The organism is Duganella lactea, assembly GCF_009857505.1.
GTDB lineage: Bacteria > Pseudomonadota > Gammaproteobacteria > Burkholderiales > Burkholderiaceae_D > Rugamonas > Rugamonas lactea.
The window spans coordinates 1-13,203 of record NZ_WWCP01000042.1; the positions used below are offsets into that span (position 1 = coordinate 1).

General features: G+C 54.7%; 6 protein-coding genes and 1 pseudogene. 4 read left to right on the top strand and 3 right to left on the bottom strand.

The genetic code is table 11. The features are described 5' to 3' along the window. Nucleotides 1–307 precede the first annotated feature (307 nt). On the top strand, nt 308–1,003 hold the full coding sequence (locus GTP44_RS23395) for a M48 family metallopeptidase (protein WP_161021297.1): 696 nt from the start codon (nt 308–310) through the stop codon (nt 1,001–1,003). 88 nt (nt 1,004–1,091) lie between these two features. On the opposite strand, the pseudogene GTP44_RS23400 reads toward GTP44_RS23395, so the two are convergent. Next, a pseudogene (locus tag GTP44_RS23400) lies at nt 1,092–1,378 on the bottom strand (integrase core domain-containing protein); the annotation flags it as partial. A gap of 114 nt (nt 1,379–1,492) precedes the next feature. Then, entirely contained in the window at nt 1,493–1,873 is a 381-nt protein-coding gene (locus GTP44_RS23405) for a BlaI/MecI/CopY family transcriptional regulator (protein WP_161021299.1), read from the bottom strand. 173 nt (nt 1,874–2,046) lie between these two features. Here GTP44_RS23405 and GTP44_RS23410 point away from each other — a divergent pair, with 173 nt between their 5' ends. Continuing rightward, complete coding sequence (locus GTP44_RS23410) at nt 2,047–3,072, top strand: IS5 family transposase (protein ID WP_161021300.1); 1,026 nt, start codon at nt 2,047–2,049, stop codon at nt 3,070–3,072. A gap of 259 nt (nt 3,073–3,331) precedes the next feature. Continuing rightward, a complete protein-coding gene (locus GTP44_RS23415) occupies nt 3,332–5,464 on the top strand; it encodes a TonB-dependent receptor plug domain-containing protein (RefSeq protein ID WP_161021301.1) in 2,133 nt (710 codons plus the stop codon). Between the two features lie 54 nt (nt 5,465–5,518). On the opposite strand, the gene GTP44_RS23420 is transcribed toward GTP44_RS23415, so the two are convergent. Continuing rightward, the gene (locus tag GTP44_RS23420) at nt 5,519–6,475 is read right to left on the bottom strand and encodes a TauD/TfdA family dioxygenase (protein ID WP_161021302.1); all 957 of its coding nucleotides are present in this window, start codon (nt 6,473–6,475) and stop codon (nt 5,519–5,521) included. A gap of 379 nt (nt 6,476–6,854) precedes the next feature. Here GTP44_RS23420 and GTP44_RS23425 point away from each other — a divergent pair, with 379 nt between their 5' ends. Further along, nucleotides 6,855–13,202 (top strand): non-ribosomal peptide synthetase, encoded by a 6,348-nt coding sequence (locus tag GTP44_RS23425; RefSeq protein WP_161021303.1) that lies wholly within the window; start codon nt 6,855–6,857, stop codon nt 13,200–13,202. The last annotated feature ends 1 nt before the right edge of the window (nt 13,203 follow it).

Sequence of the window (13,203 nt, forward strand, 5' to 3'; positions counted from 1 at the left end):
CGCTGCTGGCTGGCGTGCTGTTTAAAGATGGACTTCCGGCGCAGGACAATCCGCCGGAACAACAGAAACTCGCCGCCTGATGGCCCTACGCTTCAGGATTGGCATACACCAGATTTGACATTAGCTCTGCGTCTTGCGCGGTGTTCTTTGTCGCATGCGCAGCATCTGGTAGCAGCCAAGATTGGTTGCATGCGGATCCGCATGCGGGGGCAGAGACTTCTCCATATCGAAGCATGCCGGTAGTGGCCTATTGCGACGACTCCAGATATCGGCCCGCAAGATGATCCCCGGACCATTTTGGCGCCGCATGCTCGCCTTCTTTTGCATCATCGCGGGTGGCCTTTTCTTGCTCGCGGTCGCAGACTGGCTTGCGCCTGATCCATCGCAAGCCAACTTAGCGCAAGCGATCGCGGTCGGCCTGTTCCTGTTTCTTTTCTACGCCTGTGCGCCGTCGTATGCGCGGTTCATCGGCGCGAACGTTATCGTAGATCAGGAAATGCTGACGCGGTTGAACTCAGCCCGATGCGACCGCATCCGCGCGAACTTGCTGCTGTACGACGATGATGTCAAAAACGCGAATGCGGTCGGCCTTGTTCCTGGCTACGCTACAATCTACATTACGCGCAGTTTTCTTCAACACTTGAGCGATGTTGGATTGCGAGGCATTCTGGCGCATGAAAGCACCCATGTGCGCGAGTTTCATCTATTGGTCATTGCGATCTACGCCAGTGTGTTTGCGTCGCTCGCCCAGTTGACTGGCGACGTCTATTTCTTTGTTAGTGGCGTGCTGGGTTTCCTGGCTTTGCGGCGCCAGCTAGAGTTCCGGGCGGATGCCGGTGGCGCGCGCATGGCGGGTAAGACAGCCATGATCGAGGCGTTAGTGGAATTGGCGGTGATCTGCCCCTCGTATCGCTTTGAGCGTTGGGTGGTCTTCCTGACGCCGTACCCGACTTTGTCGATGCGCCTACAGGCGCTGCGCACGGGAAAAAAGCCGTTCGTCTGAACGTTGCTGAACCATCGCTCCGATTCGGGGGCGATTCCGGGTACTCTTGCGGGCAAAAGGCATTCCCCCAATTCGGCAGACACTTCACTTAGGCGCATTTAAATGTTTGGGCTTCGAATTGTATCGGGCTGGCGTAGCCCAGTGTTGAGTGTCCGCGTTTCGGGTTATAGAATTTTTGAATGTAACCGAATACGTCGGCGAGCAAGGCGTCGCGAGTCCGGTTGTGCTTCCTGACTTCAATGTCGAGAAAAAGCTCTCCATCGCGGCGTTGTCCCAACAATTTCCTCTGCTGTTCATGCTGCACAACATGTCGTGGCCTCAAGCAGCTTCTGGAAATGCTCGCTGATGTACTGATAAAACTTGATCGGAGAGATGCGGCATTTCCTTGCGCCGTTCCCGTTGAAATACCTCCACCAACAAGCGCGCCGTTGACCAACTGCAATATCATGACTGACTGCATCAACTAGCCGATCGCCTGGCAATCCCCCTTCAGTTGGCGTGTTCTCGAACTAGCCTTTGGATTTCTTCCCGTTCCTGTTCTGAGGTGCCCGACCGAACGAGTGTCATTAACATCGCGGATGCTGAGCCAGAAAAGGCACTTTGAATAAGCTGACGCATAAGAGAAGTCTGTACGATTTCCTGCGCCTGTGCTGGTGAATAAAGATGGAAGCGGTGGGTCTCATCGCGGACCAGCAAGTCCTTCGTGTGCATGATCTGCATGAGACGAAGTATGGCACCGTGAGACAGGTCGGGCCTTTCTTTTGACATCAATTGGTGTACCTGTTGGACGGTAGCTGGGCTGATAGGCCACAACACTTGAAGTAAGTCCAACTCGCGGGGAGTGGGGGGCGAAGGGAGGGGGGATTTCATGGAAGATTCGGTTGCCTGATTAGCTAGAGCATACTACAGCTGCAAGCCGCCTTCAGCACATGTCTTTTGGGGAAAGACTGTGGCTGGGCTGTCCATAAAGAATACTTAAGGGCACCTCGAAAAACCTCCCCAGTTCTGGCATGATGTTGGCGAACCGTTTCTTACTGATTCCCATGATCAAACACAGCCTGTTTGCCGACCAAGAACGCGAAGCGAAGCTTAACGAGCTTGGCGACACGTTGCGGCTGCTGGAACAGCATGTTGACTTCGCGGCGTTGGCCGCATCGGTCGATCATGCTGCGCCACGCCCCAGCCGCGAGCGTGGCGGTCGCCCGCCGTTCCCCACCGAACTGATGGTCAGGGTGCTGCTGATTCAGCAGCTGTTTAACCTGAGCGATGAGCAGATGGAATTCCAGCTGCTCGACCGTTTGAGCTTCCAGCGCTTTGTCGGGCTACGACACAGCAGCCAGATTCCGGACCGCACCACGATCTGGACGTTCAAAGAACGTCTGATTGAAGCCGGTGCCAGCGAGACCGTATTTCAAGCGGTCAATCGCCAATTGTCCCGGCACGGCTACATGGCCCGCGGCGGTCAGATGATCGATGCCAGTATCGTGCAAACGCCAAAGCAGTCGATCAAGAAAGAAGAAAAAGACATCGTCGCCGCGAAAGCCATGCCGGCCGACTGGTCGCCGACGAAGCGTCGCCAGAAGGATATAGAGGCACGCTGGACCAAGAAGCACAACAAGTCCTATTTCGGTTACAAACTGTCGGCCTGTGCCGACAAGCGTTACAAGCTCATTCGCAAGATCAAGATCAGCACCGCCAGCGAGCACGACACATTGCACTTTGAAGCGGTGATCGACACATCCAATACTAGCCGCGACATCTACGCCGACAAGGGCTACGTCAACAGCGAGCGGGAGGCGCGCCTGAAAAGCCAGGGCTGGCGCATGCATGTTCAGCGCAAAGGCAACAAGGACAAACCACTGTCCGAAGCACAGGAGCGGCGCAACCGCCGCATCGCCTCGCCACGCGCCCGCGTCGAGCATGTGTTCGCAGGACTAGCACAACTGGGCGGCAAAACCTTGCGCTCAATCGGCCTTGCGCGCGCCACGCTACATCTGAACTGGAAAGCAGCGACCTACAACTTGCGCCGCTTTGCCTACTTGAAGGAGGCTGGGATCGTGGCGTTCTGACGCCCGAGGTCCGTCTGGACTGCCCAAAACGGCAGATTCGGATGGTAAAAGAAACATCAAAACGACAAGGTTGGCGGCTTCAGCGCTGCCTGGCGCGCTATATTTTTTGTGGCGGCCGGAATCATCGGTTATTCGAGGTGCCCTTAAGTTCGTACAAGTGCTATGTGCGGACAGGATATTGCACGGATGAATTATTTTTCTTGCAAAGATACTTAAATTGAAATAGGATGCAAATTCTTATTTTTTTCTTATTGATTAAATGCGTCCTGCTTACGTTACTTCGGCCTTGCTCGTATCATGTGCTGCATATGCGCAGCAACCTACTTCCGATAGCCCAGTCCCCCCTTCAGTAGAGATTAAGGCGGACACTAATCTCCAGCGAAAGAATGAGACTGCAAGTAAGATCGTCATCGGGCGAGACGATATTTTAAAGTTCGGAGACCAATCCGTCGTCGACGTGATGAAGCGAGTCCCCGGCGTGACAGTTATTGATGCCACGGTTCGTTTGCGTGGGCTGGGTAATGGGTATACGCAGATTTTAGTTAATGGCGATAAGCCTCCGGCTGGCTTCTCGCTTGATTCCTTGTCGCCCGATTCGGTAGAGAAAATTGAAGTGATGCCCGCAACTAGCGCTGAGTATAGCGCGCAGGCTATAGCGGGAACCATTAATATTGAACTGAAGAAGAGCGCAATTAAACGTTCGCAGGAGCTTAAGCTAAACGCCGGAGGCGTACCTGGTACTAGAGAACAAGGAGTGACCTTTTCACGCTCGGATAAGCTGGACAGATTTTCATATACTGTTGGCGGCACCTTGAACCATAGCGATGCTGAGTTACCCTCTAGCGGTATCGATACTGTCCGCGATAATAATGGTGTACTAAACCAGCTGCGAGAGTCTAATCAAAATAAGCACAACGAATTTACCGGTTTAAATTTGAATAGCCGCCTCAATTGGGCATTGGAGGGGGGGGACACCTTCGCGTGGCAAACCTTCCTTAATAGTAATCGTTCGCACGGCAATAGTGTAGAGGATACTGCTACGTTACTCGGTCCGGTTTACCCTTTTCCCATTTTGAATCTGTGGTTTGTAGGAAATTATTTCAGCTTGCGCAGCGACGCGACTTGGAACGTAAAGTTTGAGAGCGGAAATAAGCTGAATCTCAAGGTGGCAGGGTATGTGTCGCGTTTCGATCGCGGAATGCATCGCCTGGGAAGTGAGGAAAATTCTAAACTGGTGCTGGATCGTCAATTCAATAGTAATGTTTCGGATAAGGGAGGAAGTTCAAAAGGGAAATATTCCATTCCGTACCTGAAGGATCATGCTCTTTCGTTCGGATGGGATGCGGGCTATAGCAGATATTCCCAGCACGATATCCAGAATGACGTGACTTTTGATGGCAGCCTGCCGTTGAGTTTCAATAATCTGTTTGATGCATCTATCACTCGGCTGGCCGGTTATGGGCAGGACGAATGGGATATCAGCTCGCGCTGGTCTTTATATCTCGGCCTGCGCTGGGAGGGAATTCGAACCCGCACCAGTGGCCAAGGTTATGAGCCAACCAGTTCAAGCTACAGTGTGGTCAGCCCGGTAGCTCAGTCCTTGTGGAAGGTGCCCGACACTAAAGGCGACCAAGTACGTGTCGCATTGACTCGAACGTATAAGGCGCCTGAATTATCGCGCTTGGTGCAGGGGCATTTTTATACGGCGTATAATACCTCTACGTCGCCAGACTTTATCGGCAACCCGCACTTGCGTCCTGAACTGGCTACCGGAATTGATGTTGCTTATGAGCGCTACTGGGCCGAAGGTGCGCTGTTATCGCTGAGTGCCAACTCACGTGAGATTCACGACCTGACACAAAACAACATCGTTTTCGATGGTAGCCGATGGGTTTCCTCCCCAATTAATAACGGCGCCGCGCATGTACGCGGAATCGGAGTTGAATCCAAATTTCCACTTAGAACCATATGGCTCGAAGGGCCAGCCGTGAACGTACGTGCCGAAGTTTATCGCAATTGGTCGCGCGTCGATAGCGTTCCCGGGCCGAACAATCGGCTGGATCGACAGCCACAAGTGTCCGCCGTACTTGGGGTCGATTATCAAGAGGGCGCGTATAGCGGTGGCGCAAGTTTCTCGTTTGCATCCCGAGGCTGGGCGAGGACTTCGCCAACTGAGTCCCAGTACAATACAGTGCAGCGTGATCTGGAAGCCTATTTTGTCTACAAGATGAATGCTAAAGACCAATTACGCTTCACGATACGGAATGCGTTGAAAACGGGGAGTACCTCGGTGTCGCGCTACCAAGATATGGCATCTAATCTGGACAGTGCATCGAGCACGACCAGTCCTGGCTATTTGGGCTGGCGTCTTCAGTACGAGCACAAGTTCTGAGGAACTCAATCTTGCTCACTTGCGCTGCTTCAGGCAGCGCAAGTTTTGGGGAGGTTATTGCGTGTGAAGATTCCCCATCATGACCAATACTGCACGCTCTCCAATAAATGGCTGTCTTCCGTGGGCCACTTGCATATTGTCCACCATTAATATGTCGCCGCGTTGCCATTCAAAGACAGACTGAGCTTGAACATACGTAGAACGTATGTGCGTCAATTCCTCTTCGTTCAGTTCCGACCCATCTCCGAAATAAGCATTCCGCGGCAGTTCATTGGGTGGAAATATCTTTAGCATGGCGGCGCGGGTTGCTGCTTCAAGCGCGGATACATGGAATAAATGGGCTTGATTGAACCATAATAATTCCTGGCTAAATGGGTGTCGGGCCATCGCTGGACGCCGCTGGCGGGTTTGCAAATTTTCACCTTTCCAAGCATATTCAATCTGATTTTCTCTGCAGTAGGCCTCAACTTCAGCCTTGATCTGACTTTGAAAAACGGTCTGCCAATTCAAGTCGATACCTGACCCATAATTACGTACATATAATACTTCTTTCTTTTCAAAAGTTTCTTTGATGCTCGTATCCAGCGTGCGAGTAACCTGCGCAATGTCGGCAATTGGTGTTGCGCCGCCTTCGGCTGCAGGTTGCTTGCAATAAAAAAATAACTGCATGGGCCAGTCGGCCTGGTAGGAATTTTCGCAATGGAGGGGGATCGAGTACTGTCGAGGAAACTCTGTGGCGGTATATAATTTTTCGCCAATACTAGTTCTTGGGGTTGAGCGATAGACATATTCAAGCGGCCTAGCGATCGCTTGTACAAACTGCGCGAATGTTTCGTGGTCTTGCGATTTGAAGTTTCGGAACAGAATGGCTTTATTTTTTCTTAATGCGGCGCTGATCGCAGGCTGATTGCTGCGAGCCCACTCCACGAGATCAATTTCGCGATGAGGTTTAAGAACAGCATAAAAGTCCGAGGTTGGGCAAAGCGGTGTCAAGGTAGCATCTTCAAACATGAATTCTCCTAAAAACTGGTGTTGCAGAAGATAATACAGTGAAATGAAGAGCAGCATTGATAAAAATATAAAATGTTTTTTTTGGCATTTTCCGACAAAAATTTTGATTTTTGTCACTTCCGTAGTTGGAAATTACGATATGAATAATTTTGTTACTTCAAATGATTAATTTTTAAGCAATTTGCATGGAAATCGCGATATCGGAACATTCGTCGCTGTTGACTTCAAATTAATGGCCGTGTAACCTGCGGTTTCTTTATATTACTTGCTACTGATTTTATTAATTTTAAGTTGTTTTATTATTAACTATCGATGACTTTATTCTACGAAAGATAGAATATGAGGCGGCTTGGCGATATTTTGTTGTCGGAGAACATGCGTGCACTTGTTTGATTTGACGTACAGCCAGAGTGATATTTACTTCGATCAGATCGCTCGGCCTGAAAGCCCCTTATATAATGTCGGTGGATATATTCAAATTGGTAGTGTCGATCGGCAGCGCATTGCTGCGGCGCATGCCCGCTTAGTGGCGGAGCATGATGCTTTCGGTATTCGCGTGCGAGAGATTGGCGGCGAGGTTCGGCAATATCTGAGCAGTGAAAACTATAGTGGGTTGCCACTGATTGACTTTTCCAGCGAAACAGAACCAGCGCGGAGTGCGGATAGTTGGCTTGCCTCGCTGTTTGAGACGCCACTTCCGGTGCTCGAGAGCGAGTTGTTCCGCGCTTATCTCTTGGTGCTGGGGCCTAACGAGCACCGCTATGTTGGCCTGGCCCATCATCTCGCAATGGATGGTTGGGGGTTTGCCAACTGGGCTCAGAAATTGTCTGAGTATTACCAAGGGCTGCCATCGACATTTGAGGCGCGGCATGGCGCGGAGTGGGAGGCGGTCGTTCGTCAGGATACGGAGTATGTCGCCAGCACGCGGGCAGGTGCGGATAGTGCCTATTGGCAGCAAGCCTTGGCACAATTGCCAGAGCCGCTATTGCTTCAGCTTCCTCTTGGGGAGCGGGACGGCGGTGTCCCGGAACGCAGCCAGCGTTTGAGCTTTGTGCCTTCTCCCCAGCAATTGTCTAATCTGGATCAAGTTGCCGCTCGGATTGGCATCGGCCGGGCCAGCGTATTGCAAGCACTGTGGTGCCAATACCTTTACGGCGCCACTGGCCGTGACCGCTTTGTGATCGGTCTGCCGCTGCATAACCGTACGACGCAAACAAAGAAGCGCATGCTGGGTGTTTTTGCAGCCATCAGCCCTTTGTTGGTCGAGCTTGACGCTGCGATGCCTTTTGCAGAGTTTGCGCTGTCGCTCGCCGAGCAACAGCGCAAGAGCTTGCGTCATCAGCGCTACCCAATCGGGCGTGTGCTGCGCGAACTGAGGGTTCAGGATGGTCGCAAGGGTTTGTATCAAGTAGTCTTCAATTACTTGCGTGTCGAAAATCGATTGGATTTCGATGGCGCTCCAGCTCAGTTGGTCTATCTGAGTCACCATCATGAACCAACGCCGTTGACATTGACTATTTGGGAGCAAGGCGTGGCGGCGGAGTTGGAGGTACAGCTCGACTTCAATCTCGCCTACTTTACCGCGGCACAAGTCGCTGGCATCCAACGTCGCCTGAGCCAGATGCTGAGCGACTTGCCCGACTATCCAACTCGCCGCATGGGCGATATCTGTGTCTTGTCATCTGCGGAGCTGGCGGATCTTTCCTACTCGCCAGACCCCTATGCCCACCAAGTGGAAGAGCGTGGCGCCATGCATGTACTGTTCGAGAGCATGGCTGCGCAGCAACCGGATGCCGTGGCGGCCGAATGCGCGGGTCGGCAGCTAAGCTATGGAGAATTGAATCAACGTGCGGATAAGTTGGCAATGTGCTTACTTGCGCGCGGACTTCAGCCTGAAAGTGCGGTTGGTATCTGTGTCGAGCGAAGCTTTGACATGCTCGTTGGAGTGTTGGCGATTTGGAAGGCGGGGTGCGCCTATGTTCCTCTCGATCCCAATTACCCCGCGGCTCGCTTGAACTTTATGCTCGAGGACAGCGGTGCGCAGCTGGTACTGATCCAGCGGCATGCTCGGCCTCCGTTGCCTGCGGAGAAATTGCTGTGCCTGGACGATGAGTCAATGCCGGAGCTCTCCGTGGCCGCGATGCGGCCCGAACCGTCCGCTGGCCGGTTGGCATATGTAATCTATACATCAGGATCCACAGGGACGCCGAAGGGCGTCTGCATTACGCATGCCAATACCTTGGCCTTGCTGCGGTGGGCAGAGCAGACCTATACACCTGCTGAGCTGCGCGCGGTGTTGGCTAGTACCTCACTTAATTTCGACCTCTCGGTCTTCGAGCTGTTTGTGCCGCTCTGCCTCGGTTATAAGTGCGTCTTGGTACCCGACGCCTTATGGCTGTTAGAACATCCGTTGGATATCAGCCTTATTAATACTGTGCCCTCAGCAATGAAGCATTTGCTGGGGCGCGGAGCGGTGCCGGCTTCCGTTCAAGTGATCAATCTGGCGGGGGAGCCGCTGAGCCGAGAGCTACTCAACGGCCTGTTGCGTCAGCGAGTCTGCCGGCGGGTGTTTAACCTGTACGGCCCCACAGAGGATACGACTTATTCGACTGCTGCTGAATTCCGGAGCGAAATCGGCGAACTGCCTCATATCGGCCAGGCGTTGCCAGGGTCTCGCCTTTATGTGCTCTCACCTGCTGGCCGCCTTCTGCCCCCCGGATCGATAGGTGAGCTTTATATCGGCGGCGCCGGCGTAGCGCGAGGATACCTGAACCGCCCTGAACTGACGCAGGCACGCTTTGTGCCAGATCCGTTCAGCCCGGAGTCTGGCCGTTGCATGTACCGTACCGGTGATCTGGTGCGCTGGCGGACAGACGGTAATCTCGCCTTTGAGGGGCGAATTGACGACCAGGTCAAGATACGCGGCTTCCGCGTCGAACTGGGCGAGGTGGCGGCGCAACTGGCCTGTCAGCCGGAGGTGCAGGATGCGGTGCTGGTGGCGCGCGGAGAAGCGGATAACAAACAACTAGTAGCCTATATCGTACCGCAGCTTGCTAACAATCAGGATTTGGATGAGCGTGCACTGATCGCGCATTTGCGTGCGCGCCTGCAAACCGTGCTGGCGGATTACATGCTGCCGAGCGCTATCGTGCTCATGGAGGCGTTCCCATTGACGTTAAGTGGGAAGATTGACAAGCGCGCGTTGCCGGCCCCTGTCTCTGCAAAAACGGCGCAGGCGGTTGAGCCCCGTAACCTGACGGAGCGGCAATTGCTGTTGCTCTGGCAAGAGTTGCTAGGTGCAGGAACGCTCGGTGTAGATGACGACTTTTTTGAATCGGGCGGCAACTCCTTATTGCTGACACAAATGATTCATCGCGCCTATGCGGCACATCGCCTGGCCATCAGCGTCAAGGACGTCTATCAGGCACGCTCAGTAAGTGCACTGGTGCGCTTACTGGAACAGCAGGCTGGCTACAATCGTCGCTTAGTGACCCGTCAGGGGACTATGGATAGTCCTCTGTCGTCCGGGCAGCGCAGAATTTTGCTGGCTGAAGCCCTGCAGCCGGAAGTGAATCACAATATCGTGGGTGCCCTGCGGTTTGCGGAGGTCTTGCGTCCAGAGCTGTTGCGAGCGGCTCTGCAACTGCTGGTACAACGTCACGACGGCCTCAGGACCAGTTTTTCGGGGATTGGGCAAGCAGATCTGCAAACTGTGAGCACCCAGTTGACGATTAGCCTGGAATACCACGACTTGCGGGCGACCGCAGAGGCCAGCAGCGTCGCCGCATTGCTGCACCAGCATGCAGCAATGCGGTTTGATGTCAGCAGGCCCGGTTTGTTTTCGGTGGCGCTGGTGGTTGAGTCGGAAGAGGCTTCATGGTTGCAGGTGAATTTGCACCATGCCATTGCTGATGGCTGGTCTGCTGTAATTTTCTACGATGAACTCTTGCAGGCGTACCGCGCGTTGGCGCAGGCCCGTCAGCCGGCATGGCCGACCTTGCCCTACAATTTCCGCGACTACGCTGTCTGGCAGCGCGACTTTTCGGACTCGCCGGAGGCGCGCCGGCAGGAAGCCTTCTGGGGCGCCTATCTGCGCGGAGCGCCCGGACAACTGCGTTTGCCGTTCCAGGGGCGCGTTGCTGGCAAGATACAGCAACGGCAGGCATTCGCCGTCCCTATTGATCTGGAATTGCGCGACCGCCTGCGGGCAATTGCGCAGCAACAGCGGGGTAGTCTGGCCAATATCATGCAGGCCGCACTCGCGCTGCTTCTCGCTCGCGTCAGTGGAGAAAGCGAGATCGTGTTAGGTATGCCGGTTGCTGGTCGTAATATTGCGGGATGCGAGGGCGTTCTAGGCATGTTCCTGAACAATCTACCGCTAAGAACCACACTTGATCCAGCCATGCCATTTACCGGTTTCCTCGCCGCTCAAATTGCCAATCTTGCGGACGTACTGTCGCATCAGGATTTGCCCTTTGAACGCATTGTGGCTGTCTCCGGAGTCCAGCGTGAACCGGGGGTGTCGCCACTGTTTCAAGTTTGCCTGAATATTTTGAGCTTGCCGGTTACTCAGCACGGCGCCAATTTGTTCCAGCAAGCCCAGGGCTATCTGGCCGAGATGGGCGGGAAATTCAATCTCTGCCTGTATCTTAGCGATTCGGCGGAGCGCTGTGAATTACACGCATCCTATGATAATGGGCTGTATCAGCATGCGGACATAGAGGTGCTGCTGGCGCAATATCTAGCGTTACTGGAGCAGATCGCCGTAGCACCAGAAATAGCTTGCGGACGTTTCAGCTTGCGCGGACAAGCTTGCCACCAATCAAAAAACGCCTTCGCGCACGAGGTGCTCCAGCCGCTGGTTCTGCCTGACGGAAGTCAATCTCTGTCGCAGTCATGGATCGGTTCGGTCGGGCAGATCTTGAGACAGATCGCCTGCGCCGACCCTGGCCGTCTCGCTCTGGAGAGCCGCAGTCGTTGCTGGTCCTATGCTGAACTGGATCAAGATAGTTCGGCCTGGGCCGCCCACCTGCAATCGGTAGGCGTCAGGAAAGGTGACGTGGTGGCAGTTCTTGCGACGCGCTCCCCTGCGCTGGTGCTGGCCATGCTGGCGATTCTCAAGGCTGGAGGGGCGTTTATGCTGCTCTCGCCAGAGGCGCCGGAGCAGCGGCTCGTGCAACAAGTGATGGCAGTGCCGCCGCGTTGCCTAGTGTTGCTGAACGGGCTGCAACAGATTAGCGCAAGCTTGCGGGCACGTTTGGAGCATGCGGGTTGCATTCAGTTGGTGTTTGACGAGCAGTTCAAGCCATCAACCAGCGCTGCTGTGTTCAGCGCTGTTGATAGCGCGGCAGACGATTTGGCGTATATTGCGTTCACTTCGGGGACAGAAGGGCGGGCTAAGGCGATTCGTGGCCATCATGGTTCCTTGACGATGTTTGCACCTGCGTTTGCCGAACGTCACGGTTTGACCGCTGGAGACCGCTTTGGTCTGTTATCGGGCCTGGTGCACGACCCTTTGCTGCGCGATGTCTTCCTGCCACTGGCCTTGGGTGCAACCTTGTGTGTGCCCTCCGAGCTCGAAATGGGCGCTGTGGAAGTGGCTCCCTGGCTGGCGCGCAGCCGCCTGACAGTACTCAACCTGACCCCCAGCATGGTGTCTTGGCTAGCCCTGATATGCCGGGAGCGACTGACGACTCTGCGGCGACTTTTTGTCGCGGGCGAGATACTGACCGCCGCGCATCAGGATCAGGCACTGGTGCTAGCACCCGGCGCCGCCTTGATCAACCTCTATGGCGCGACTGAAACCGGGCGTGCGCTAGCCAGCCTGGACTGCAGCGCGTTGCCGGATGCCCCGCGGGAGGCGGTCTTGCCGCTGGGGTTCGGTCTCGCCGGGGTAGAGCTTCTGGTGTTGAATCCAGTGCAGCAGCTATGCGGCGTGGGGGAGGTCGGCCAGATCGGCATACGCAGTAATTGCTTGACCCTTGGTTATCTGAATGATCCGGCACTGGATGCGGCCAAATTCATCAGTAATCCGTTCCGCCCGGCGGAGGATGGTCAAGACAAAATTTTTCTCACCGGCGATCTCGGGCGTTATCGCCGTGACGGCCTGGTGGACTGCCTTGGGCGACGCGACGGTCAAGTCAAGGTGCGCGGTTTTCGCATCGAATTGAGCGACATCGAAGTCAATCTGTGTGCCTGTCCCGGGGTGCAACGTGCCGCCGCAGTGATCCGGCAGGCTGAGCATGGCACGGTGATTGAAGCGGTGGTGCAGCCCGATCCCGCCGTGGACTTGAATGTCAGCGCGGTCATGGCACACCTCGCGCAACGTTTGCCCCACTACATGATGCCGCACAGCGTGCTGCAGGTGGACTCCTTACCGCTCAATGAAAACGGCAAGCTGGATCGGGCTCGGCTGCCGCAGATGTCGACTGCCCCGGTCGCGACGGCACCCGCCAATGCTATCGAAGAGGAACTGCTGGTACTTTGGCGCCGGCTTTTCCAGTGTGACGCCATTAGTGTGACGGAGCCCTTTTTCCGCCTTGGTGGCAATTCGCTACTCGCGACTCAGTTACTGGTCTGGCTACGCGAGCAGATCGCGCTCGAGTTGAGCTATCAGGAATTTTTTGCCGGCAGTTCCATCCGCGAGGTGGCACAGCGGGTCGCAGCTCAGCGTGTGGCATTGCGCGGATCACGACGCAGCCGGTCAGCACGCCAGATGACACTGTAAA